At 67.4% G+C, this 23,385-nt stretch carries 18 protein-coding genes and 3 pseudogenes; 11 read left to right on the top strand and 10 right to left on the bottom strand.

Annotated features, from left to right (window positions below; translation table 11 throughout):
* The first annotated feature begins 12 nt into the window (after positions 1-12).
* The gene (locus tag J2X34_RS20910) at positions 13-141 is read left to right on the top strand and encodes a hypothetical protein (RefSeq protein WP_429519594.1); all 129 of its coding nucleotides are present in this window, start codon (positions 13-15) and stop codon (positions 139-141) included.
* 166 nt (positions 142-307) lie between these two features.
* Here J2X34_RS20910 and treY read toward each other — a convergent pair whose 3' ends face one another.
* Positions 308-2,686 (bottom strand): malto-oligosyltrehalose synthase, encoded by a 2,379-nt coding sequence (treY, locus tag J2X34_RS20905; protein ID WP_429519592.1) that lies wholly within the window; start codon positions 2,684-2,686, stop codon positions 308-310.
* The gene (gene glgX / locus J2X34_RS20900) at positions 2,683-4,791 is read right to left on the bottom strand and encodes a glycogen debranching protein GlgX (protein WP_429519590.1); all 2,109 of its coding nucleotides are present in this window, start codon (positions 4,789-4,791) and stop codon (positions 2,683-2,685) included. Before glgX ends, treY begins: the two co-directional genes overlap by 4 nt.
* Before the next feature lie 140 nt (positions 4,792-4,931).
* On the opposite strand from glgX, the gene J2X34_RS20895 reads away from it, so the two are divergent.
* The 5 genes from J2X34_RS20895 (at position 4,932) to J2X34_RS20875 (ending at position 8,576) form a co-directional block, all read left to right on the top strand.
* Complete coding sequence (locus J2X34_RS20895) at positions 4,932-6,803, top strand: DEAD/DEAH box helicase (RefSeq protein ID WP_114719334.1); 1,872 nt, start codon at positions 4,932-4,934, stop codon at positions 6,801-6,803.
* On the top strand, positions 6,803-7,378 hold the full coding sequence (locus J2X34_RS20890; RefSeq protein ID WP_114719335.1) for a hypothetical protein: 576 nt from the start codon (positions 6,803-6,805) through the stop codon (positions 7,376-7,378). The genes J2X34_RS20895 and J2X34_RS20890 overlap by 1 nt, the downstream gene beginning before the upstream one ends.
* A 136-nt stretch (positions 7,379-7,514) precedes the next feature.
* Complete coding sequence (locus J2X34_RS20885; RefSeq protein ID WP_258557660.1) at positions 7,515-7,829, top strand: hypothetical protein; 315 nt, start codon at positions 7,515-7,517, stop codon at positions 7,827-7,829.
* Positions 7,721-8,242: a hypothetical protein gene (locus J2X34_RS20880; protein ID WP_258557661.1), complete on the top strand. Its 522-nt coding sequence runs from the start codon at positions 7,721-7,723 to the stop codon at positions 8,240-8,242. The genes J2X34_RS20885 and J2X34_RS20880 overlap by 109 nt, the downstream gene beginning before the upstream one ends.
* A gap of 100 nt (positions 8,243-8,342) precedes the next feature.
* A complete protein-coding gene (locus J2X34_RS20875; protein WP_429519587.1) occupies positions 8,343-8,576 on the top strand; it encodes a PepSY domain-containing protein in 234 nt (77 codons plus the stop codon).
* A 31-nt stretch (positions 8,577-8,607) separates the two neighbouring features.
* Here the strand turns inward: J2X34_RS20875 and J2X34_RS20870 are convergent, their stop codons facing one another.
* Positions 8,608-9,051, bottom strand: a complete 444-nt coding sequence (locus J2X34_RS20870; protein WP_114719337.1) for a hypothetical protein — start codon at positions 9,049-9,051, stop codon at positions 8,608-8,610.
* 146 nt (positions 9,052-9,197) lie between these two features.
* Entirely contained in the window at positions 9,198-9,506 is a 309-nt protein-coding gene (locus J2X34_RS20865) for a PadR family transcriptional regulator (protein WP_114719338.1), read from the bottom strand.
* Positions 9,507-9,651: 145 nt separating this feature from the next.
* On the opposite strand from J2X34_RS20865, the gene J2X34_RS20860 reads away from it, so the two are divergent.
* From J2X34_RS20860 to J2X34_RS20845, 4 genes are all read left to right on the top strand, one after another.
* Entirely contained in the window at positions 9,652-10,353 is a 702-nt protein-coding gene (locus J2X34_RS20860) for a response regulator transcription factor (protein ID WP_114719339.1), read from the top strand.
* 2 nt (positions 10,354-10,355) lie between these two features.
* A complete protein-coding gene (locus tag J2X34_RS20855) occupies positions 10,356-11,792 on the top strand; it encodes a sensor histidine kinase (protein WP_429519584.1) in 1,437 nt (478 codons plus the stop codon).
* 155 nt (positions 11,793-11,947) lie between these two features.
* Positions 11,948-13,183, top strand: a complete 1,236-nt coding sequence (locus J2X34_RS20850; RefSeq protein ID WP_114719341.1) for a bifunctional glycosyltransferase family 2/GtrA family protein — start codon at positions 11,948-11,950, stop codon at positions 13,181-13,183.
* A 14-nt stretch (positions 13,184-13,197) separates the two neighbouring features.
* The gene (locus J2X34_RS20845; RefSeq protein ID WP_429519683.1) at positions 13,198-15,282 is read left to right on the top strand and encodes a glycosyltransferase family 39 protein; all 2,085 of its coding nucleotides are present in this window, start codon (positions 13,198-13,200) and stop codon (positions 15,280-15,282) included.
* An 80-nt stretch (positions 15,283-15,362) separates the two neighbouring features.
* On the opposite strand, the pseudogene J2X34_RS20840 reads toward J2X34_RS20845, so the two are convergent.
* From J2X34_RS20840 to J2X34_RS20830, 3 genes and pseudogenes are all read right to left on the bottom strand, one after another.
* A pseudogene (locus tag J2X34_RS20840) lies at positions 15,363-15,779 on the bottom strand (helix-turn-helix domain-containing protein); the annotation flags it as partial.
* A gap of 342 nt (positions 15,780-16,121) precedes the next feature.
* Positions 16,122-17,465 (bottom strand): SLC13 family permease, encoded by a 1,344-nt coding sequence (locus J2X34_RS20835; RefSeq protein ID WP_429519582.1) that lies wholly within the window; start codon positions 17,463-17,465, stop codon positions 16,122-16,124.
* Positions 17,466-17,878: 413 nt separating this feature from the next.
* Positions 17,879-18,034, bottom strand: a pseudogene (locus J2X34_RS20830) (integrase core domain-containing protein); the annotation flags it as partial.
* 1,794 nt (positions 18,035-19,828) lie between these two features.
* On the opposite strand from J2X34_RS20830, the pseudogene J2X34_RS20825 reads away from it, so the two are divergent.
* Positions 19,829-19,985 (top strand): annotated as a pseudogene (locus tag J2X34_RS20825) (IS256 family transposase); the annotation flags it as partial.
* 96 nt (positions 19,986-20,081) lie between these two features.
* On the opposite strand, the gene J2X34_RS20820 reads toward J2X34_RS20825, so the two are convergent.
* The 3 genes from J2X34_RS20820 to J2X34_RS20810 form a co-directional block, all read right to left on the bottom strand.
* Positions 20,082-20,510, bottom strand: a complete 429-nt coding sequence (locus tag J2X34_RS20820) for a hypothetical protein (RefSeq protein ID WP_429519580.1) — start codon at positions 20,508-20,510, stop codon at positions 20,082-20,084.
* A 553-nt stretch (positions 20,511-21,063) separates the two neighbouring features.
* Positions 21,064-21,519, bottom strand: coding sequence for a RidA family protein (locus J2X34_RS20815; protein ID WP_114719458.1), 456 nt, complete (start codon positions 21,517-21,519; stop codon positions 21,064-21,066).
* A gap of 146 nt (positions 21,520-21,665) precedes the next feature.
* Positions 21,666-23,309 carry a PucR family transcriptional regulator gene (locus J2X34_RS20810; protein WP_429519578.1) on the bottom strand — a complete coding sequence of 548 codons (1,644 nt, stop codon included), beginning with the start codon at positions 23,307-23,309 and terminating at the stop codon, positions 21,666-21,668.
* Positions 23,310-23,385: the final 76 nt, after the last annotated feature.

Here is a 23,385-nt window from a genome sequence, read left to right as displayed (position 1 = left end):
TGAGGAGTGGTTATGGGTTCTTCTGATGCAGACCTCGCGTTGATCAAGCAGATTCAGCCTGTCGTGAGTGGTATCGGCAGCGTACTCGCGGGTGTCGGCGCACTGCTCGGCCTGATCGGTGCGCTCGCCACCTTCAGCTGAGAAATGGTCCGACTTCACGTCTGGTGTTGAAGTAGTAGCGCGCCCCATCCTTGGGGCGTAGGGGTTGCTGAAGGTCGTTGCCACACCCGGCTGGTCGGGTACGGCAGCGACCTTCAGTGCTGCGACGGCGTCGGGCGCGCACGCGAAGCGGGCAAGACTCGACTCGTCACGGCCGGTCCAGTCGCACCAGCAGTGCCACGGGCAGTCGTTCGAACATCTTCGTCAGCGGAGCAGCCCCGGCATACAGTTCGCCGGTGAGCCGGTCGAACCAGCTTCCGTTCGGTAGTGCGATGCTGGAACTGCCCCAACCGGTTTCATTGAGTCGCACGCTGTGCCGCGTGGCGAGGACGATGACGTCCGACGCCTGACCGGCCGGGCCGCGAGCGAAGCCGACGAGATGAGCGTGGGCGGGTCCGACGCCGAACATGGGGCGGTAGTGGCCTCCGACGAAGCTGTCCGGGCGTTCGCGGCGCAGTCGCAGCGCGGTGCGGGTGACGTGCAACTTCGCGGCACCCGATCCGTCGAGGGGCGGCGTCTCGACGCCGGGGGTGTCCATCGACTGCAGCAGCCTCCGGCGAGGCCGATAGTCCACCGGCCGCCGGTTGTCCGGATCGACCAGCGAGTCCTCCCACAACTCCGTGCCCTGGTAGACGTCCGGGACGCCCGGTCCGCACAGTTGCAGCAGCTTCTGTCCCAACGCGTCGGACCATCCGTGCGGGGCGAGTTGCTGCGCGATCCGGCCGATGCTGCGGCCGACCGGTCCGTCGGCGACCCTGTCGAGCCAGGTGTGCAGCGCGGTCTCGAAATGCTGGTCGACGTCCGTCCAGGCGGTGCGTAGTCCGGCCTCGCGGGTGGCCTTCTCCGCATACTGGTGGAGTCGTCCCCGCAGGGCGGACGTCGGGACCGATCCGTCCGCCGGCCACACTCCGAACATGTTCTGCCACAGGAAGAGTCCGGTGGTGCCGTCGGGGCTCGGGGTGGACATCTCCCAGTCGGCGACGCAGCGAGCCCATAGTTCCGGAACCTGCGACAGCACCCCGATGCGCGCGCGGACGTCCTCGCCGCGTTTGGTGTCGTGCGTCGACAGTGTCGTCATCGTCCTCGGCCACAGCCGGGCGCGTTCGGCGGCGCGGAGGTGGAACTCGGCGGGGGAGCAGCCGAACCGGCCGGGATCGCCGCCGACCTCCAGCAGTGAGACGAGCCGGGAGGTGCGGTAGGACAGGCAGTCCTCGACCGCCTTGGCGGTCAGCGCGCCGCACACCTGATGGAAGCGGGTGCTCGCTTCGCTGGCCGCATCCGTGAGCGCGCCGGCCAGGGTCGTCAGCGCGGCGGCCCACTCGGGGTGCCGATCGAGTGTCTCCCCGATCATCCGGGGGATCGTGCCCGCCAGTGGTGCGTAGTCGGCGCGATAGACCGGCATGTGGACGAGTACCTCGACGAGCGCATCGCGCAACTGGTCCGGGTTGCAGAAGGTCGGCGAGTCGCGCAGTACCGCCCGCACCAGGCGCCGCACCTCGGGCGCCAACTCGGTGCGCGCGGCACGCCGTCGGAGTTCGATTCCGTTGTCGCGCAGCCAGGCCGCATCGCCGGGTGCCCCCGCACGGTCGGCCAGCGCTGTCAGCGTCGCCTCACCGGCAGGGTCGACGAACACGCCGCCGTACTCGGCGAGGGCGTCGTATCCGGTGGTTCCGTCGATCGGCAGCGTCGGGTCGAGCGGTTCCCCGGCCGCGAGGACCTTCTCGGCGAGCAGCCAACGGTCGGTGCCGATCACCTCCCGCAGGGTGCGCAGGTAGCGGGACGGATCGCTCAGGCCGTCCGGGTGGTCGACGCGGACGCCGTCGACCAGTTCGTCGCGCACCCACGACGCGAACTGGTGGTGCGTCGTGTCGAACACCCGCTGATCCTCCTGCCGGAGCGCGGCGAGGTCGTTGATCGCGAAGAACCTCCGATATCCCACCGCCCCGTCGCGCCAGCCGACGAGCCGATACGCCTGCCGGTCGTGGACCTCGCGGGGGTTGCCGTCCTCGGTGCCGGGAGCGATGGGGAACCGCTGGTCGCCGAGCGCGAGCATCGGGGTGCCCCGGTCGTGGTCGAAACTCAAACCGCCGAGGTCGGATTCATCGGCCAGGACGGGCAGTGCGATTCGCCCGTCCGCCCCGTTGTCCTCGCGCCAGTCGACGTCGAAGAACCGGGCGAACGGCGACCGTCGGCCGTTGGTCAGCACGTCCCACCACCAACGGTTCTCCCGTGGCCGGCCGACGCCGACGTGATTGGGCACCAGATCGACGATCAGCCCCATGTCGCGTTCGGCGAGTTCCGCGGACAGTGCGACCAGTGCCGCCCGCCCCCCGATTTCGGCCGAGACCGTGGTCGGGTCGATGACGTCGTACCCGTGCGTCGATCCGGCGGTGGCGGTGAGGATGGGCGAGAGATACAGGTGGGAGACGCCGAGCCGGTCCAGGTAGTCGGCCAGGCGCCGGGCGTCGTCGAGGGTGAACGCGTCACCGCGCAGCTGGAGCCGGTAGGTGGCGGTGATCGGCCTCATGGCATTCGGTCCCGGCGCAGTACCAGCAGGGAGCGGGACGGGACGGCGATGGAGTCACCCGGCGCGACAACGACATCGGTGCCCCCCGTCGGTGCGGTGGTGTCCAGTTCGCCGGTCCATGGGGAGTCGACCTCGCCGTGCGGCACGGTGAACTCGAGGGCGTCGTCGTGGGCGTTGAACAGCAACAGGAAGGAGTCGTCGACCACCCGACGGCCGCGCTGGTCGGGTTCCGGTATCGCGTCTCCGCCGAGATAGACCGCCAGGCCCTTGCCGAACGCGCTGTCCCAGTCCGCGGTGGTCATCTCGCGTCCCGACGGAGTCAACCACGCGATGTCGCGGCTGTGCTCGGCGTCGCGTACCGGGCGGCCCGCGAAGAACCGCCGCCGGCGGAACACGGGGTGCGTCGATCGCAGGGCGCTGACCCGTCGGGTGAACTCGACCAGGTCCGCGTTGGCGTCGAGGAGCGTCCAGTCCATCCACGACAGCGTCGAGTCCTGGCAGTAGACGTTGTTGTTGCCCTGTTGGGTGCGCCCCATCTCGTCGCCGTGGGCGAGCATCGGTGTGCCCTGGCTGAGCAGGAGCGTGGCGAGGATGTTCCGGCGCTGGCGGGCGCGCAGGGCGAGGATTCCGGGGTCGTCGGTGGGGCCCTCGACGCCGCAGTTCCAGGACCGGTTGTGGCTCTCGCCGTCCCGGTTGTCCTCGCCGTTGGCCGCGTTGTGCTTCTCGTCGTAGGACACCAGGTCGGCGAGCGTGAAGCCGTCGTGGGCGGTCACGAAATTGATGCTCGCCCCGGGGCGCCGCCCGGTTGCCTCGTACAGGTCCGACGACCCGGTCAGGCGCGAGGCGAACTCACCGAGTGTCGACGGCTGACCGCGCCAGTAGTCGCGCACGGTGTCGCGGTACTTGCCGTTCCACTCGGTCCACAGGCCGGGGAAGTTGCCGACCTGGTAGCCGCCCTCGCCCACGTCCCACGGCTCGGCGATCAGCTTGACCTGACTCACCACCGGATCCTGCTGGACGAGGTCGAAGAACGCGGAAAGCCGGTCCACGTCGTGCAACTCGCGGGCGAGGGTGGACGCGAGGTCGAACCGGAAGCCGTCGACGTGCATCTCGGTGACCCAGTACCGCAGCGAATCCATGATCAGCTGCAGGGTGTGCGGATGCCGGGCACCCAGACTGTTCCCGGTGCCGGTGTAGTCCTTGTAGAGTTCGGGGTCCTCGTCGTCGAGCCGGTAGTAGGCGGCGTTGTCGATGCCGCGGAACGCGATGGTGGGCCCGCGGTGATCACCCTCCGCGGTGTGGTTGTAGACGACGTCGAGGATGACCTCGATGCCTGCCTCGTGGAAGGTGCGCACCATCGCCTTGAACTCGGTGACGACACCGCTCGGCTTCGTCACCGACGAATACTCGGCGTGCGGGGCGAGGAACCCGAAGGTGTTGTAGCCCCAGTAGTTCCGCAGGCCCTGGTCCAGCAGGATCTGGTCGTGCATGAACTGGTGGACCGGCATCAGCTCGACCGCGGTGACTCCCAACGAGCGCAAGTGCTCGATGACCGCCGGATGGGCCAGCCCGGCGTACGTGCCGCGCAGTTCCTCCGGCACCTCCGGGTTCGTCGCGGTCATCCCCTTGACGTGGGTCTCGTAGATGAGGGTCTCGTGATACGGCGTCCGCGGCGGCCGGTCCGCGGCCCAGTCGAAGTACGGGTTGATCACGACGGTGGTCATGGTGTGCCCCAACGTGTCCTCGCCGAACGTGTACAGCGACGAATCTCCGTCGAAGGCTCCGTCGAACGCCTTGCCGTACGGGTCCAGCAGCAGCTTCGACGGATCGCACCGCAGACCCGCCGCCGGGTCGTGTGGCCCGTGGACCCGGAAGCCGTAGCGCTGACCGGGGGTGACCGTGGGCAGGTACGCGTGCCACACGTACCCGTCAACCTCGTCGAGCGGGATGCGGGTCTCGGTCCCGTCTCGCGCAATCAGGCACAGTTCGACCGCGTCGGCCACCTCGGAGAAGAGCGAGAAGTTGGTGCCGCCACCGTCGTAGGTCGCGCCCAGTGGATACGCACTGCCCGGCCACACGTCCAACGAGGCGTCGCTGCGTTCCATGCTGCAGAACCCTAGCCGGAACGGCCTCGAGGCACCGCAAACCTGCGGCCGTCAATGTTGGGAAAACCACACCTGAACTGCGAACTTCCGGGCCGATTCCGATGGCGGCGGAGGCCCCTGCGGCGCTAGTCTCGGCGGACATGGACGAGTCGAGCGTGAATCCCGGACGGCTGCAGGCCACCTTCGATCCCGCGCTCGGGACGCTCGTGTGGTGGGGTGTCGACGACGTCGAGGCGGCGCTGGCGGACAATGGACTACCGGCGGGGCGGCCCACGACGTGCCGGCTCGCGGTGCCCGTCGACGGCACGAGGGTGGAACCACGCACGGTGGAGGCGCGGGCGGTGGACCTGCCGGCCGTGTTGCCCGCCCTCCGCGGGTTGCGGCCCGAACACGAAGGGCTCGGCGTGTCGGTGTCGGTGTGGCGCGAGGCCGCCCGGTTGTCCGGACGGGGCGATGCGGCCTGTACCGAACTGGCCGACGCGATGCCGGTGGCCGCACACGCGACCCTCGACGCGGGGGAGTCGGCTGTCCCGTCGGCGGCGGTGTCGCTCCGTCAGTTCCTCGACGCCGCCGCGCTCGTCGGCGATCTGGAGACGGCCGGGATCCAGGCGACCCTGCGCCCCTATCAGATTCACGGTGTGGGCTGGCTCCGGGCGTTGGCGGGCGAGGGCGGCGGGATCCTCGCGGACGAGATGGGCCTCGGCAAGACGCTGCAGGCCGTCGCCCTGCTCGCGATGCGTGCGGACGCGGGCCCGCATCTGGTGGTGTGCCCGACATCGGTGATCGGCAACTGGCGTCGTGAACTGGGTCGCTTCGTACCGGACCTGCCGGTGGTGGTCTTCCACGGTGCGAACCGCGCACTGCCGGTGACGCTCCCGAACAGAACGGTGATGCTGACCAGCTACACCGTCCTGCGGTCCGACGCCGACGCGTTGTCCGACGTCGCCTGGGACTCGGTGGTTTTCGACGAAGCCCAGCAGATCAAGAATCCGGCCGCGCAGGCAGCCAAGGCCGCGGCTCGGCTGCCGGCGACGCTGAAGGTGGCGATGACCGGCACTCCGGTCGAGAACCGGCTCGAGGAGCTGTGGTCGCTGCTCCACGTCACCAATCCGGGGGTCCTCGGGACCCGGGCCCGGTTCCGTCAGCGGTTCGCGACCCCGATCGAGTCCGGCCGGTCGCGGACCGCCGCGCAACGGCTCAACGCCGTGATCGCCCCGTACGTTCTGCGCCGTACCAAGGCGCAGGTCGCGACCGACCTGCCGCCGAAGCAGTACTCGACGGTCGCGTGCACGTTGACCGACGAGCAGTCCCGGCTCTATCGCGCCGCCGTCGAGAGTGCGTTCGCCGACGGCCTGGGCAGCGGCATCGCGCGCCACGGCAACGTGCTCGCGCTGCTCACCAGGCTCAAACAGGTGTGCAATCACCCCGCGCAGCTGACCGGAGCGGACGACCGGGACCTGGTGGGGCGTTCCGGAAAGTTCGATCGGGCAACCGAAATGCTCGCCGAGATCGTCGCGGACGGCGACCGGGCACTGGTGTTCACGCAGTACCGGACGATGGGTGAGTTGCTGTCCGCGCACCTGAGCTCGGAACTCGGCCTGGGCACGGTGCCGTTCCTGCACGGGGGCCTCGGCGCGGAGCGCCGCGACGAACTCGTCGAGACCTTCCAGTCCTCGCCCGACGGGCCGCCGATCCTGATTCTCAGTCTCCGCGCCGCCGGGTTCGGACTCAATCTCACCCGGGCCAGTCATGTGCTGCACTATGACCGCTGGTGGAACCCCGCCGTGGAGGACCAGGCCACCGACCGGGCGCACCGGATCGGGCAGCGCCGCACCGTCAATGTGCATACCCTCGTCACCGGGGGGACGATCGAGGACCACATCGCCGCGATGCACCACTCGAAACGAGCCGTCGCCGAATCTGTTTCGGGGAACCCGGAGGCGGTGCTCGCCAAGCTGCCCGACGCCGAACTGCGCGCCCTGCTGGACCTCGACACGCTCGGAGCGAACTGATGGCCATCAAGTTCGGTGTCACCGCGTGGGGCCGTGTGTGGCTCCGCACCATCGAGTCGACCACCGCGTCGTCGTCGAACTCGCTGCTGCCGCAGGCTCGTACGCTGTCCGGTAACGGCTCCGTCGTTCTCACTGTCGCCGAGGCCGGCCGGATCCGCGCGGACGTGACCGTCCGCGGCAAGGCCTTCCCGGTCGGGATCGACGTACCGCTGTGGGACAGGCGCGAGTCCGCCACTGTTCGCGCCACGGTCGCTCGCGCCGGCGCCGACGACCGCCGGGTCGCTGCGGGTGAACTGCCCGACGGTCTGGTCGCCGAGTTGGTCGACAAGGGCATCTCGTTGACCGGCGATGTCGCCGATCACGCCGGTACCTGCGCGTGCACGGGGCGCCGGAAGCCGTGCCTCCACCATCTCGCGGCTATCTACCAATTGGTGCAACGGATCGACGAGGAGCCCGCTCTCGCGGTCGCGCTGCGGGAACGCCGATCCGCGACCGCCGCACGTTTCGCCGAGGGTTCGTCGTCGGACTGGATACCGCTGTCCCGGATCGACGTCGCACGGTACTACGGCGTCTGACCGAGAGCCGGTACTGCTCCCGCGCCTGTGCGGTTCGCACAACGGAGCGGGATCGGCTGGGGTCCTGACACGACGACGCCGCTTCGACGCCGGTGACACTTCCTGGGTCCTGATCTGCGCCGCCCTCGTGCTGTTCATGGTTCCGGGGCTGGCGTTCTTCTATGCCGGAATGGTCAAGAGCCGCAACACCCTTGTGATGCTTCAGCAGAACATCGTTCCGCTCGGGGTGGTGACCGTTGTCTGGATCCTCATCGGACACAGCATCGCGTTCAGCCGTGATGCCGGGCTGTTCAACCCCGAGGGCTGGCCGCGAGTAGGGGAGCGCAGGACTGGGCCGGTGGCATGGTGGTCCACGCGTCTGCCGGTGCCGCGGCGTTGGCCATCCTCGTCGTGGTCGGCCGGAGGGCGGGATGGCCGGACAGCGAGACGGTGCCGCACTCGGTGCCTCTGACGATCGTCCGCGCGGGAATCCTGTGGTTCGGCTGGTTCGGGTTCAATGCGGGGGACGGTCTGCAGGCGAACGGTGTCGCGGCTCAGGCGTTGTTGAACACCCATGTCGCCGCGGCCGCCGGGCTGGTCATCTGGCTGATTCTCGAGTGGTTCCGGCAGGGCAGGGCCACCGTGCTCGGCGCGGCCACCGGCGCGGTGGCGGGCCTGGCCACCGTCACGCCCTGCGCGGGCTATGTGGACACGGCGTCGGCCCTGGCGATCGGCGCGATCGCGGGCCTGGCCTGCCAGTTCGCGCTGCGGCTCAAGGGGAGGTCCTCGTTCGGGAGGCGGAGGTCGACGCCGTGCTGGGCGCGGTCGATCGCAATACCGTCGGCGATCACAAGGGTTATGTACAGCAGGCGGCGGCGCCCCTGACTCCGAAGGCGAATCTCGGCTGACACGGTTCGGCCGACGCTGTCCCGAGCGGTGCAGGCCGCGGAGATCCGGAACGGACGGAGATTGTGGGTTTTCGGAAATGCGCCGTCCGCCGGGATCGAACCGTCTCGTCGACGCCCAGCAGCCTCCGCCGACGCCGGGGATCCTCGGTGTCGAGCTGGACGAGGAGGGTGGTCGGCCCACCGTCGAGGTGGATTTCGTCGATCTCGAGGGTGGCCACCGCGAAGTCGACATCGATCTGCAGACGGGTCGCATCATCGAGGACGAGCCCGAGGGCGATCAAGGGTCTGTGTCGCGGACCGCGGGCGGGTGAGTCCGCGATCGACCCGACTGACCCCGGCTGATCAGCGTGACCGCTGTTGCAGGGCGGCCACGCTGGCTCCGGCGAGGGTGAGAAATGCGGCGACACCGGCGAATCCGGTAGCGACCATGATCACGACGAGCGGACGGTTCGGTGAACCGGCATCTACCGCTTCGAAGTGCAGATTGATCTCGACGACCGCCGCTATAAGCACTGCGATACAGGCGGTGATCGCGGCGCTCGCCGCTCTGCGGGCGCGGGACGCTGCTGGTGCACGAACCGCCGCGTGTGCAGCGGCTACGGCGATCCACACCGAGCCCGCCAATCCGACACCCCACAGGGCGTAGGACCACCAGGCATACGAGCCTTGCACGCCTCCGAGTACCAGCACCACGCATACGATCTGCAGCCCGATCGCCTTGACGGTCGACAGGGCGTTCATCGAATCGGTCATGTGGAACCTCGCCTTCTGCGATTGGATGGTCATCGATAGAACTCCGAAAACAACTGTGGCGGTTCGAACTCCGATCTCGGAGCAGTGCCCGAGGTCGGCCAGCCACTCTTCGCGGTAGCGATCCCTGCGGGCGGCAGGGGTCAATCGCGCGCAGGTCCGGACCATCCACCGAGCCGCTCTCATACCAACCTCGCTCGATAGATCGCCGCCGGTGCGGGAGTCGCCGGCGCGAGCATCGCCGTCGCGCGTGCCCGGCCGTCATCGGTGAGGGTGTAGTAGCGCCGCCGTGGTCCTGAGTGGGCCTGATCGGTCTCCCACGCGGACTCCACCCACCCTGCCTCTTCGAGGCGGGCGAGGATCGGATAGACGCTCCCCGCAGGACGTCCCGTCTCGCGCACTATCTGCAATCCCCATATCGGACCGGCGGAACTCGACAGTTCAGCGAGAACGGCGAGCGTTGCCGGCGTCCTACGTAATCGCGTACTCATGGCCTAACTCTATACATAGAGATGCGCATGGTCATCACCATGCATCTACAGTGCATGTGGCGCCGGCGCGGATCCCGGGGCGGCTCACAGGAAGTTCACAGCGAACGTCCAGGCTGTGGCCAGGAGCTGCGCCGATGATGGCCGGGTGAGTGTTACCAAGCCCGCGGCCCGGGTATTGATCGTCGACGATGAGCCGACCATCGTCGAGTTGCTGTCGGTGAGCCTACGGTTTCAGAGCTTCGAGGTGGAGACGGCCGCCAACGGATGTGAGGGGCTCGACCGGGCGCGCGCGTTCCGGCCGGACGCGCTGATCGTCGACGTGACGATGCCGGGCATGGATGGCTTCGGACTGCTGCGTCGACTGCGCGCCGACGGTGTGGACGCCCCGGTGTTGTTCCTGACCGCCCGCGCTACTGTCGACGACAAGCTCGCCGGCCTCGCTCTGGGCGCCGACGACTATGTGACCAAGCCATTCAGCCTGGAGGAGGTGGTCGCCCGACTGCGGGTGATCCTGCGGCGGGCTTCGCGTGACCAGTGGGTCGATCCCGCGCGGATCCGCTTTGCCGACCTCGAACTCGACGACGAAACACATGAGGTGTGGAAGGCGGGCGAGACGGCCTCGTTGTCCCCGACTGAATTCACCCTTCTGCGGTACTTCATGGTCAACGCCGGTGTGGTGCTGAGCAAGCAGCGGATCCTCGACCACGTGTGGCACTACGACTTCGGCGGTGAGGTCGGGGTGGTCGAGACGTACGTGTCGTACCTGCGCCGAAAGATCGACACCGGGGAGAAACGGTTGATCCACACGTTGCGCGGCGTCGGCTACGTCATGCGCGAGCAGAGGTAGGCATGGTGGTGGGGCGCCGGGTCCGTCAGATCCCATTGCGGTTCATGCTGATGGCCGCACTCGTGCTCCTCGCGGGTCTCGGGTTGTTCGCGTCGGGGGTGGCGGTTACCTCGTCGCTGGAGAACTCGTTGATCGCCCGCACCGACGCGACGCTGCGCGACGCGGCGCACGGGTGGGCGAAACCCGAGGCTCTGTCGCCGCTGCCGCCGATGACACTGCCGCTACCGCTACCGCTGCCCGCGCCCGACCGGCCACCGACCCCCTTCTTCGTCCTCACCCAAGCCCCCGCCGGCCAGACCCAGTTGGTCATCAACGACGACTTCAAACAACCAGATCTACCGCAGGACCTGGGGCCGGAGCCGGTCACGGTCGGCTCGGTCGGTGACCCCGGGCAGCGCTGGCGGGCGCTGGCCAACTCCTCGCCGATGGGCAAGGTGACGGTGGCGGTGAGTCTGTCCGACGTCGACGACACCGTGCAGCGACTGGTGATCCTCCAGGTCGTGATCGGGGCCGTGGTGCTGCTGGTCCTGGGGGTGCTCGGCTATTTCGTTGTGCGGCGGAGCCTGCGTCCGCTCGTCGAGGTCGAGCACACTGCCGCAGCTATCGCGGCGGGCGACTTGGACCGCCGGGTCCCCGACCACCGCGGCGCCGGGACCGAGGTGGGGCGGCTGTCGGCCGCGCTCAACGGGATGCTGTCGCAGATCCAAACCGCGTTCGCGGCCACCGCGGCGTCTGAGGACTCGGCGCGCCGGTCGGAGGAGAAGATGCGCCGGTTCGTCGCCGACGCCAGTCACGAGCTGCGTACCCCGCTGACCACGATCCGCGGATTCGCCGAACTGTACCGACAGGGTGCGATGACCGACACCGCGGTGGTGATGGCACGGATCGAAGGGCAGGCCGCCCGGATGGGTCTGCTGGTCGAGGACCTGCTGATGCTGGCACGCCTGGACGCCGAGCGCCCGATCGAGCGGGCCCCGGTGGATCTGCTCGCCGTGGCCTCGGACGCGGTCCACGACGCGCGGGCCGTCGCTCCCGGGCGGCGGATCGGCCTCGAGGTGCTCGGCGGCCCAGGGCTGGCCGAGGTTCTCGGTGACGTGGCGCGGCTGCGTCAGGTACTCGGCAACCTGGTCGGCAACGCCCTGAGCCACACACCGGAGGACGCCGAAGTAGTGGTGCGGGTCGGCACCGAGGGGCCGAATGCGGTGCTCGAGGTCTCCGACACCGGTCCCGGCCTGAGTGCGGAAGCCGTAGAGCGGGTGTTCGAGAGGTTCTACCGGGTCGATGCCTCGCGAAACCGGAGCAGCGGCGGTAGCGGGCTGGGCCTGTCCATCGTCGCGGCGCTGGTGTCCGCGCACGGTGGCACCGTCACCCTGGAGTCCGCCGAGGGGGAGGGTGCGGTGTTCCGGGTGCTGCTGCCGCGGATCGAGCGGCAGGACTGACCGCTCAGGCGGGGCGGTGGCCCGGGACCCCGCTCGCGCAGCGGGTTCTCGGAGCCATACTCCCGCCTACGCCGTACCCGCGCGGCGAGCGCGCACAGGAAGTTGCCAGCCGCAGTCCAGGGTCGTCGCAGGTTCGGCCAGCATCATTTGCGGTCATGACGACGAACTCTTTTCTCTGCCACGGAGATCGGCCGCCGCCGGAAAGCGTGGACACCGTCACTCTCGACCTGGTGATCCCTGTCTACAACGAGGAACGCGACCTCGAGCCCTGCGTGCGCAGGCTGCGCGCGTACCTGGACGGATCCGTCCCATATCCGAGCCGGATCACGGTGGCGGACAACGCCAGCACCGACGCGACGCTCGCGGTGGCGAACCGGCTGGCGGAGGAGTTCGACTCCGTCCGTGTGGTGCACCTCGACGAGAAGGGGCGCGGCCGAGCACTGCGCACCGTGTGGAGCGCCTCCGACGCGGAGGTCGTCGCCTACATGGACGTAGACCTGTCCACCGATCTCAACGCGCTGCTTCCGCTGGTGGCGCCGCTGGTGTCGGGACACTCCGACGTCGCGATCGGCTCGCGGCTCACGCGCTCCTCCCGTGTGGTGCGTGGGCCGAAGCGTGAGGCGATCTCGCGCTGCTACAACCTGATCCTGCGCGGTGCGCTACGGGCGAAGTTTTCCGACGCCCAGTGCGGATTCAAGGCGATGCGCACCGACGTCGCCCGACAGCTGCTGCCGCTGGTGGAGGACACCGGCTGGTTCTTCGACACCGAGCTGCTGGTGCTCGCCGAGCGGGTGGGGCTCCGCATCCACGAGGTGCCGGTGGACTGGGTCGACGACCCCGACAGCACCGTCGACATCGTCTCGACCGCAGTCGCCGACTTGAAGGGCGTGCTCCGGGTCGGCCGGGCACTGGCCACCGGCGCTCTGCCGGTCGCCGCGTTACGCACCAGCCTCGGCCGCGAGCCGCTGGTGCCGGGGGTGCCGCACGGCATGGTCGGGCAGCTGGTCCGGTTCGCCGCGGTCGGGGCAGCCTCGACCGTCGCGTACGCGGTGCTCTACCTGGCACTGCATCCCGTGATCGGTGCCCAGGCGGCGAATCTCGTCGCGCTGCTGATCACCGCGGTGCTCAACACCGCAGCCAACCGGGCGTTCACCTTCGGAGTGCGCGGCCGCGCGGATGCCGCCAAACACCAGGCCCAGGGCCTCGCGGTGTTCGCGGTCGGCCTGGCTCTGACCAGCGGATCCCTGTTTGCCCTGCACCACTGGCTGCCCGACGCCTCCAAGCATCTCGAGTTGGCGGTGCTGGTGGCCGCGAATCTGATTGCCACTCTCACTCGTTTCGTCGCCCTGCGTCGGGTGTTCCGAAACCACCTCGAAGGAGCCGCCCGGTGACCACCGTCGAAGCCATGTCGATGCAGGCCGCGGCGCCCGAGCCGACCCCGCGTCGCCGCAACCCCGAGCCGTGGCTGCTGGCGGCGCTGCTGATCGGGACCGCGGTGGCCTACATTTGGGGACTCGGCGCCTCCGGCTGGGCCAACTCGTTCTATTCCGCTGCGGTGCAGGCGGGTTCGGAGTCCTGGAAGGCCTTCTTCTTCGGCTCGTCGGACGCCGCGAACTCGATCACCGTGGACAAGCCGCCCGCCTCGCTGTGGGTGATGGCGCTGTCGGTGCGGCTGTTCGGGCTCAGCTCGTGGGCGATCCTGGTGCCGCAGGCACTGATGGGCGTCGCCACGGTCGCGCTCTTGTGGGCGACGGTGCGGCGGTACTTCGGCGCAGCCGCAGGACTGCTCGCCGGGCTGGTGCTGGCATTGACACCGGTGGCCGTGCTGATGTTCCGGTTCAACAACCCTGACGCGCTGCTGGTGCTGCTCATGACGGCCTCGGCCTGGGCGCTGCTGCGGGCGGTGCAGGACGGCCGCACCCGTTGGCTGGTCCTGACCGGCGCGCTGGTGGGGCTGGGCTTCCTCACCAAACAGCTGCAGGTGATGCTGGTGGTGCCGCCACTCGCGCTGACCTACCTGCTGTTCGGGCCGCCCCGCCTCGGCGCCCGGATCGCGCAACTGTTCGCGGCACTGGCCGCGATGGTCGTCGCCGCCGGCTGGTGGCTGCTGACGGTCGAGCTGTGGCCCGCCGAGTCCAGGCCATGGATCGGCGGCTCACAAAACAACTCGATCCTGGAGCTGACCCTCGGCTACAACGGCCTCGGCCGCCTGAACGGCAACGAACTCGGCAGCGCCCTCATGAATTTGGGAACGAGCGCAGAGACCGCCGGGATGCCCCCATTGGGTGAACTGCCGGCCGGTGGTCCCGGCGGGATGTGGGGGAGTACCGGGATCACCCGGATGTTCGACCTCGAGCAGGGCGGTCAGATCTCCTGGCTGATACCAGCCGCGCTCATCCTCGGCGTGCTCGGAATCGTGTTGTGCGGCAGGAGTGCCCGTATCGATCCCAGACGGGCGGCGTTCGTGCTGTTCGGGTCCTGGCTGCTTGTCACCGGACTGGTGTTCAGCTTCATGGCCGGAATCTTCCACTCGTACTACACAATCGCGATGGCCCCGCAGGTCGGCGCACTCGTCGGCGCGGGTGCGGTGCTGGCCTGGCGCCGGCGCACCGACTGGCGGATCCGCATCGCCCTGGCGGTCATCCTCGCAGTGACAGCCGTATGGTCGTGGGAGTTGCTCGGGCGCAGCTCGTCTTTCCTGCCCTGGCTGCGCTGGACGGTGCTGGTGGTCGGGGCCCTCGCGGCGGTGGCACTGCTGTGGCCGCGCCTGAACGGGCGGCTGGCAGCGGCGACCGCGGCGGCGGCGGTGCTCACCGGGCTGGCGGGCCCGGCCGCGTACGCGGCCGACACCATCAGGACCCCACACGGGGGCGCGATACCCACCGCAGGGCCCAGCGACTCGGCCCTGCCTTTCGACCTTGCAGAGTATTCGGGCGCGGGCTTGATTGTCGTCGGCCCAGGCGGGGCGGTGGTGATCCCGCCGCCCGGCCCTGCCACCGGGGCCCCGGGCCCGGGGCCCGCGCCGGGCGGCCCCACCGGGAACCAGCCGGCAGCACCTGCGGGAAGCCAGCCAGTCGGGCTAGAACAGATTGGGGGTGGCCCCGGCGGCGGGTTGCTGCACGGCAGCGAGCCCAGCGCTGAGATGACCAAACTGCTCGAACACGACGCAGACCGGTACACCTGGGCGGCCGCTACGACCGGCTCGAACAGCGCCGCCGGCTACCAGCTGGCCACCGGCCGCCCTGTGATGCCGATCGGCGGGTTCAACGGTACCGATCCGTCGCCGACCCTCGCGCAGTTCCAGCGGTACGTGGCCGAGGGCCGGATCCACTACTTCATCGGCGACGGCATGGAAATGGCCGGGATGGGACCCGGCGGCGTCGGCACAGGCGCACAGATCACCGAATGGGTGAAGCAGAACTTCGCGCCGACCACTGTCGACGGGATGCCGATGTACGACCTGACCGCGCCCCTGACAGGAGCGAGGTAGGGCGCGTACGCGCACCACTGCGATCACCTGCTTCGGTCCGTCGGCACCCGCCGACGGACCGAAGCCGGTAGTCAAGGATGACGGGGCGTTCGTGTTGTCCTGACTGTCGTGGACTGCGCCACCGAAGCCCGGTAGTCGAGTTTGCCGCCGCGGGTTGCCGCGTTGCGACGCAGCTCCCGTGAGATGGTCGACGGATCCCGTCCCACCGCCCGGGCGATCTCACGCACCCCAACTCCCTGCGCCTTCAGTGGCACAATCTCCTCACGCTCCTCGAAGGACAGATACCGGCCGATAAGCGGTACGGTCACGAACGTCGGCATCCCACCATGATCCCGGAACCACCTGGCACCGGCCGCCGGCGACACGCCGACCGCTGCCGCTGCTGCCTCACTCGTCACACCTGTCGCGATCTCACGCCAGAACTGCCCCTCGACCTCCCGTCGATGCGACGGTGCGCCAGGCGACCTCATCGGCGACCGGCCCGTGAGATCCTTCATCCATCCCGCTGGCCTGCCCATCAACACCTCCGTCATCAAGGTGTTGCGACCACCGGTTGATTCCGCCCAATATCAGCATCGGTCCTGGCGACGGTTGCTGGCCGATACCGGTGCGACGCAGTCGATGTCACGTAAAGGCAACCGCTACCACAACACGGTGATGGACTCGTGGAACGAGAAACCGTCGGATTCGCCCCCTGGCTGCTTCGAGTGCGGTATCCAGTGGGCGTGGTGTCGCACGGGACCGCGTTGTGTCAACTCGGCCTTCGGCCACCCGGTACGCGCCATTCGCCCATTCGGCAATTGTGAATACAATTCCTGACTCAGAACACTAACGCAGGATCACAGGCTCGGGACGAGCACGAACATCAGCCATGCGGCGACCGGTGCGACGATGATCATCGACAGACCCCATCGCAGAATGCCACTGAAGATGCGTTGCTGCTGCGAGACCGGGGCGTTGGCGACCGTCAATGCGCCCACGGTGGAGAAGGGGGTCGCGTCGACGGCCGTCGCCGACACCGCCAGCGCGATGATCAATCCGAGCACGGGAACATCCCCCTGTGCCAACAACGGAACGGAGAGCGGAATCAAGGCTCCGAGCGTGCCCGCACTGGACGCGAACGCGGAAACCGTTGCGGCGATGAGGCAGATGATGAATGCCGCGAGGAGAGGAAGACTCAAGCCGGCGACGGCGTGACCGATCCGACCTATCGTCCCGATGTGCTGCAGCAGCGCGACATAGGTGATGATTCCGCACATCAAGAGCACGACGTTCCACGAGATCGATTTCTCTGCTCCTTCACTCGATTTCGGCGTGACCAACCGCAACACCACCGCGGCGGTCAACGCCAACACGCCGATGTCCAACCCGAAGATCATGGCGCCCGCGACCACTACCAGGACGGCTCCGATGGTGACGATCTGCGGGGACGTGAGTGTGGGCAGGCTTCGGGAAGGTGCGATCGTCGTGGCCGCCGCTCCCCGCACCGAAACGGCGCCGGAACCATCCGGCACCTGCGCGACGTCGCCGCCGGTCGGGTCCGGCAACCCGGAAGTGGTGTCCGAGCGATCAGCGCCGCGGCGGCGAAGCGCGCCGCCGTAGATCCAGTAGATCACTCCGCCGAGCATGACGTTGAATGCCAGGTTGCCGGCGAACAACAGCAGCGGATTCGACGACAGGCCTTCTCGTTCCATCGTCTGGTTGACGATAGCCCCGAGGACATTGACCGGCGAGAAGTTCCCGACCGCGGAACCGTGAACGATCATCAAACTGGTCAGGACCGGATTGATGTTGTACCGCTGTGAGAGTCGAAGACCCAGAGGAGCGAGGATGGCGACGCCGGCCGGCCCCAGCGCTCCGGCCGTAGTCGGCACCGCAGCGACTGCGAAGAGCACCCAGGGCAGCACCTTCGCATGGTCTCCTACGCGGTGGGCAGCTCGGTCTACGACCCATTCGACGGTGCCGTTGGCCGTGGCGACGCCGAACAGGAAGGTCATTCCCACCAGAAGCACGAAGATATCGGCCGGGAACCCTTCGTAGATCTCGTCGAGTCCAACTCCTGCAACCAGCGTGCCGACCGCCACCGCTCCGATCAGCGCCAGCGCACCGAGATTGACCGACCGCCATGTCCCGAGCGCGAATATGAGCGCGAGAACGACGATTCCGAGGACGTCGATGGACATTGAACCTCCTACGCGACAACTAATGCACTTCACGAGCGATGCAAGATGAGACGCCGATCACACCCGCTGCGCTCATAACGTAGGCAAGTTTTCCTCAGATGGCAACACCGCTCTGCTGTACAGAAACCCTGGAGCCGATGGGCGCGCCCACGGCGAAACGAACCCAACGGCCCGGCGCAGTCGACGACCGCCACGGCCGTGACGCGAGAAGTTCAGCACCAGCGAGAACTGCTGTGCCTGTGCGTGATTCATTGACCTACCGAGGTCTGAGCGCCGGAGATGGGCGATCACCCCGAAGGGTGCGGCGGGGCGCCGTCCCACTGGCACGCGTCGGCCGCTTCCGCGACGACGAGCGTTATCGGCGACGGGCCGACATCACAAACTGTGGTTGCGGTACTAGCTGTACCCGGCCACCAGGTTGGTGCCAGGCGGCTGATTGGAGGAAGGCCTCCGAGTGCGCTGTGGCGTCGTCGAGTGTTGTCGCGCTTGAGCCAGGGTGCAAGTGCCGCGGCGCGTTCGGCGTTGGTGGTGAAGACCTGCCGGTAGGCCCATTCGGTTTGCTTCCGACGCAGTGACCCGAGAACGACGAAACGCCTCTCCCCGAAGCAGGCGGTTTCAAGGGGCCGTCGCAACACTGTTGGTACCCGACGCGGACTCATTGCGTCGAGTGCCGATATAGGTACCTAACCAGGTATTTCTACCGGTGCGGTCTTCTGTCCGGGTGCGACAGGGTGGATCTGCTCAAACAGCCCACCTCAGGGAGCGACCTAGATGCCTGGCGAGAACCTGCAACCAGTAGCCGACCTGCACGCCCCCTGGAACCCATCGAAGAAGGGCACGGTCGTGGCCCTTCGGCCAATCCAAGAGACGCCGCGCACGCGGGAGCCCGCTCCGTGCAGGATGACGATCATTGCGTTGGACTCTGGCCAGTGGACATTCGCGTGGGTCCGTGGCCAACACCGCGTGATGCCCGGTCTGCGCGTCGAGTTTCAGGAACATCCAGCTGACGCCAGGTTCCCGACCTTCAGTCCGGTCTGTGAATCAAATGTTCGACACAATTGTGGTGAGAGCGGTCCTGCGACAGCCATGGAATATCGGTAGCGTCAGCGGGGTCGGCTGATCACCGACAACGCCTGGGCCTACCGATGGTCCCTGCGTGCGGTCTGCGCCGAACTAGACCAACTTGGCGCGCCGAGGCGGCGCGGGCGCCGATCGGACCAGCAGGCTGTCCTCACAAACGCTTTGGAGGCCGAAGCACAACATCGTCCACGCTCCCGACGGGCTGGGTCAGCAAAAGGCGGGTCTCAATCGGCACGTAACATCTGATACGTAGAGAAGTTCGTCGCGCGGGCATCGTGAGGCGCCGCTACAAGCCGAGGCTGTCATACTCGTACAGCCGCCTTTCCGGTCGATGCGGCAGTGGGGCCCAAAGGATTGACTGCCTACGACCTCGGCCGATCGAGGCGAAGCGCCACTTGCAGACGACCAAGGTCAAGAATGCCTCGAGTCCGCCGTTCATCGTTCCTCACCCTCGTCGAAGTCGGGCTGATCAGGACTACCTCAGCTTGACCTATCGGCGGCTCAGGGACTACGGCACTATTGCCTGTTTGTATACCTATCCTGGTCTGGGCCCGAGCTCTTGACCGCCTTCGACGACCCGGCGCGAGCTACTACCTGTCGTCGATCTCGGGAGATTCGTCTCCGGTTCGTCTTGCTGAACGTGGACCTGGGCTCCGGTTGCGGGGTGCAGCGATCACCACCATGACGACACCGCCGACAGCCAGGACGAGGGCGGCCAGGACGACGACTGTCGTGAACACTTCGGTCCGCCTCTCGGATTCAGATCGGGTGGATCGGGTCGATATTTGCGCAACCGCCCGGTTCACCCTGTGTTGCAAGCAGTCCTATGCGGCACAGCTCGCTGGACAGGACGCCAACGGCAGCCAGGGGCGGCCCTTGTGGACTGATCGCCCCGCCTGGTCACACCGGTGGCAGGGCGATCAGTCGATAGAAGGGTGGTGCCTGCACTCTCGGAAGCGAGAAGCGCCACCCATGTGACACCACGCTGGGGGAATGGAGCCACGAACGTCACCCCGGGGGAGGGCGACCTGGAAAGGATAGGACAGCGGGCGCTGGCGGTCACTTTCGTTTGCGAACTCTGTTGCAGGTCATCATAAATCAGAAGAAATTGCAAACGAATGACCGACCATATTGAAGGTGCCGACGAGCACTTGCGATCCGAAAGTCGCAAGATGTCAGGATTCGGCAGGCGAATCTGCAAGAAGTGAATTTCAGAAACGGATGATCCCACGATGCGGGAGGGGTCGGGCGCCGCAGAGTTTGCCGTCCAAGGAGATCAACTCAGAGCCGACGTCGTGGAGATCTTTCCCCACGGCCGCGTCCTCCATTGGTGACAGTCATTGTCATCGAACAACACGACGAGCGGCGAGTCACTCGACGCTACGTCTCCGACGTCGGCATGGACGACTGCGGGCTGCGATCGCAGCCAAGCAGCGCGCCACCGAACCGACCGAGCGGTTGCCCAGCATGTTCGAAATCAGCTCGCATTCAACACAACTCGTTGATCACAATGCGCATCACGCGATGATCCGAAGTTCACCCCCCCCGTAGGGCGCTGTCGGTCTGGATCCACGGCGACACCGCGCGGAAGGCGTCCACCGTCTCCCGGCAATGCGCATCGACCTGCGTGACGATGTCCGCGTCCCGACGGTTGGGGCGAACACCCTCGTACCCCGCGACGCCCGCGAGGGCGATTCCCGGCACGTTCTCACACTCCCGGGCGAGGCCCAGCGCCGCCGGGGCGTCCCGGACTCCGGTTCGCCCGCCCGGGGTCCCGACGTCGACGAGGACCCTCAGTGGATTGGCAGCGCCCCCATTCGAGGGCAATGGAGGCTTGACGAACCGTGGCGACCGTGACCCCCCCCACGCGCCGGCGTCCAGCTGTCTCTGGACGATGGGCCGGGTCATCGTCGTCTTGATGTGCGGGCACAGCTCGACGCCGCGGTCGCGGCACCACGCCGCCATGAGATCGACGTTGTGCTGGACCGCGGGGAGACTCAGCCGCAGCTGCGGCAGGGACTGCGCCGCGTCTCTGTCATACGTCGTGTCGCCGTCTTGGTCGACGTCGGATGGGTCATGGTGAGCCTCCGGATCCGGATAGGGCAGGGCCGCGTGATCACCTTCTGAACGGTGTGGACAGGACACTACGGCGATACAGGCCCGCGAGCAGGAACGAACTGTGTCTCCGCACCCGCAGAGCAACACATTCGGCGAGCACCGCTTCGACTGCCGACGGATGCTGCCACAGGCCGAGGCTGTCGTGTTCGTACAGTCGCCCCGTAGCCGGTGTGGCTGCCCAGACAGTAGCCCTCCGGCGCCAGCGCCCCGCCCAGGCAGGACGACACAATCGGGCCGACCGCTGCGACAAGGGTTCTACGTCCGATGTCCATCGCGAGTCACTCTCCGATGGGATCAAGCGCCGACCTGAAACTCGGGTCGGCTCGGGGCTGTTGTCGTTTCGGGGGTATGTGTCAGACTGACGACTGTCGCGACCACCGCCATCCTTCCGTATTCGTGGTCAGGCCACCTCGACGACGAGTTCAACTTCGACGGGTGCATTCAAAGGTAGTTCCGCGACGCCGACTGCCGATCGAGCATGTGCACCGGCGTTGCCGAATACATTTGCCAGCAGATTCGATGCCCCGTTGACGACGTCTGGCTGGCCGGCGAAATCGTTTGCGGACGCGACAAATCCGACCACCTTGACGATTCGCACGACCGCGTCGAGACCGACGAGAGCATCGATCGCAGCGAGAGCATTCAGCGTGCAGATCTCAGCGGCGCTCGATGCGTCCGCCACTGAAACGTCGCGGCCGACCTTGCCCGTCCGTTCGATCACACCGTCTACCACAGGCAGTTGGCCAGACGTGTACACCAGGTTGCCGGTCCGAACGGCCGAGACATACGCACCTATCGGTGCTGTGGTCGCCGGTAACGCGTACCCCAACTCGGTGAGGATGTCCGCCCACGACATCGACGGGTCCGCGTCCGATTCCGAGTTCGAACCCGCGTCGGGCGTGGTTGCGGTGGGTGGTGTCGAGGACATAGTTGCGCTCCCTGGGTTGTCGGATTCGGATCTTGGTAATGGTTGGAAAGAGATAGGAAATGCCGGCTTGCCGATCAGCACTGGCGATCGTCGCTGGTCGGCTGTTCGTCCGGAAGTGGTTCTACGGCAGCCTCTTCAGGAGAACCGGAGGCGGCGCTGTCGGCGGCATCCAGGATGGACGTCAGATGGACCGCGATGGCCAGGCGGAGCCTGGCATCCATCAAGTCGAGTCCGATGAGGTCGGTTATCTGCTTGATTCTGTAGCGCAACGTGTTCGGGTGGATATGGAGCGACTGTGCGGCACGCTTCGGTTCGCCGTAGTGCACGAGGAACGCGGCCAGGGTTGTGACGTAATCGGTTGCTCGTTCAGCGTCGTGGTCGACCAAGGGCTGGATAGGTCCTGCGCCGAGCGGTGGTTCCGTGAGCAGTGCCGCGTGAGTTCGTGCGATAACGACTTCGTGCCAGGATTCCTCATAGGTCGTCGACGGTGTAGCGGCCCGTCCTTTCCGGGCCAGTGAAATGAGTTCGGTTGCCTCCGCGCATGATCGGGAAAGATCGTGTGTCGTGTGTGCGGGTCGCCCGGCGAGGATCGACACGGTGTTGTCGTACGCGTACGTGTCGTCGGCCAATGCCTGGAGCCACGCCCAGCTCCCTGCGGTGCGTGCAGACCCCGTGTCGGTGACCACGGCCATCGGAGTGCCTTCGATTGAGGTGAGCAGTGGTTGGGGCCAGCCGTAGCGCGTCATGACCGACTCCCACAGGTGTAGCCGGTACTCCGGTTGCGTTTCGGTGGCAGCGTCGGCCAAAGCGACGACGCGCCACGGGCCGGGCGGCAACCGCAGGTCCGTTGTGTTGTCTGGGCTGAGCAGTCCCGCGCGGAGACGGTCGACGGTCATTCTGCGTGCGGCGCCGGACTGCGCGCGCAGACGCAGGAGGTGCAGCGCTACCACAGATGCGGTACGGGTCAGTTCGTGGACCTGGTCATCGGGGAGAGGTCCGGGATCGACGGCCCAGATGGAGCCGAGGAGCTCTCGTCCGGCGCGGATAGGGATGACCAACCGCGGAAGTACGCCGTCGGGACCGGCGTCGACCCAGATCGGCTCGTCGGATGACTGCAGTCGTCGGAACACTCCTCGGGACCGAAAGTGCCGCACGATCGGCTCCGGGACGCGGCGTCCGACGATGGTGGAGATGCGGGCCGGGTCGGCGGTGTCCTGGAGCTCGGAGTAGGCGAGCACCCGCGAATGGGCGTCCTCGATGGTGACGGGTGCGGAGATGGTGGCCGCTGCGGCGTCGGCGAAGGCGAACAGTTCACCGTAGTTGCTGGGATCGTGCTGGATCTCGGATCGTGCGAGCGTCGTGGCGTGATCGAGGATGCTGCGTGTCAACCACACCAGATGCGTCCACGAGGCCTGCGGTTGCAGTTCGATCAGACCGACGCCGAGCTCGGCGGCCGGGCCGGCCACGCCCGGGTCCTCGGCCAAGGGTGCCTTGAGGACCACGGCACAGGCCTCGGCGCGGACTGCTCGATCAATGAGTTCGACAGCGGCGGCCGCGCAGTCGACTCCGAAACCCAGGACGAGGCTGCCGGGGTGGTCGAAGGATGTGTCGTCGGCATCGGCGAGGGTGACGTCGTGGATCTGATCGCGCTGACCGGAGACGATCGGGCGAAGAAGGGCCCCGCCCAGCGAGTCGATCAAGGCGCTGACGTTGATCATCGGTTCTCCTCGGTGACGGAGGAGACTCGGCCGTGCCGAGTCTCCTGGGACCCGCCGTGCGCAGTCGCACTTCCAC

The organism is Rhodococcus sp. BE178 (genome assembly GCF_050433545.1).
Classification (GTDB): Bacteria; Actinomycetota; Actinomycetes; order Mycobacteriales; family Mycobacteriaceae; genus Prescottella.
This window is presented reverse-complemented; position numbering and strand designations above follow the sequence as displayed.

What these genes read in the sequence shown, in the direction of transcription:
- J2X34_RS20910 (WP_429519594.1), top strand. Translation starts at nt 13, where the DNA reads ATGGGTTCTTCTGATGCAGACCTCGCGTTGATCAAGCAGATTCAGCCT.
- treY (WP_429519592.1), bottom strand. Translation starts at nt 2,686, where the DNA reads ATGAGGCCGATCACCGCCACCTACCGGCTCCAGCTGCGCGGTGACGCG.
- glgX (WP_429519590.1), bottom strand. Translation starts at nt 4,791, where the DNA reads ATGGAACGCAGCGACGCCTCGTTGGACGTGTGGCCGGGCAGTGCGTAT.
- J2X34_RS20895 (WP_114719334.1), top strand. Translation starts at nt 4,932, where the DNA reads ATGGACGAGTCGAGCGTGAATCCCGGACGGCTGCAGGCCACCTTCGAT.
- J2X34_RS20890 (WP_114719335.1), top strand. Translation starts at nt 6,803, where the DNA reads ATGGCCATCAAGTTCGGTGTCACCGCGTGGGGCCGTGTGTGGCTCCGC.
- J2X34_RS20885 (WP_258557660.1), top strand. Translation starts at nt 7,515, where the DNA reads ATGGTTCCGGGGCTGGCGTTCTTCTATGCCGGAATGGTCAAGAGCCGC.
- J2X34_RS20880 (WP_258557661.1), top strand. Translation starts at nt 7,721, where the DNA reads ATGGTGGTCCACGCGTCTGCCGGTGCCGCGGCGTTGGCCATCCTCGTC.
- J2X34_RS20875 (WP_429519587.1), top strand. Translation starts at nt 8,343, where the DNA reads ATGCGCCGTCCGCCGGGATCGAACCGTCTCGTCGACGCCCAGCAGCCT.
- J2X34_RS20870 (WP_114719337.1), bottom strand. Translation starts at nt 9,051, where the DNA reads ATGACCATCCAATCGCAGAAGGCGAGGTTCCACATGACCGATTCGATG.
- J2X34_RS20865 (WP_114719338.1), bottom strand. Translation starts at nt 9,506, where the DNA reads ATGAGTACGCGATTACGTAGGACGCCGGCAACGCTCGCCGTTCTCGCT.
- J2X34_RS20855 (WP_429519584.1), top strand. Translation starts at nt 10,356, where the DNA reads ATGGTGGTGGGGCGCCGGGTCCGTCAGATCCCATTGCGGTTCATGCTG.
- J2X34_RS20850 (WP_114719341.1), top strand. Translation starts at nt 11,948, where the DNA reads ATGACGACGAACTCTTTTCTCTGCCACGGAGATCGGCCGCCGCCGGAA.
- J2X34_RS20845 (WP_429519683.1), top strand. Translation starts at nt 13,198, where the DNA reads ATGTCGATGCAGGCCGCGGCGCCCGAGCCGACCCCGCGTCGCCGCAAC.
- J2X34_RS20835 (WP_429519582.1), bottom strand. Translation starts at nt 17,465, where the DNA reads ATGTCCATCGACGTCCTCGGAATCGTCGTTCTCGCGCTCATATTCGCG.
- J2X34_RS20820 (WP_429519580.1), bottom strand. Translation starts at nt 20,510, where the DNA reads ATGGCGGCGTGGTGCCGCGACCGCGGCGTCGAGCTGTGCCCGCACATC.
- J2X34_RS20815 (WP_114719458.1), bottom strand. Translation starts at nt 21,519, where the DNA reads ATGTCGTGGGCGGACATCCTCACCGAGTTGGGGTACGCGTTACCGGCG.
- J2X34_RS20810 (WP_429519578.1), bottom strand. Translation starts at nt 23,309, where the DNA reads ATGATCAACGTCAGCGCCTTGATCGACTCGCTGGGCGGGGCCCTTCTT.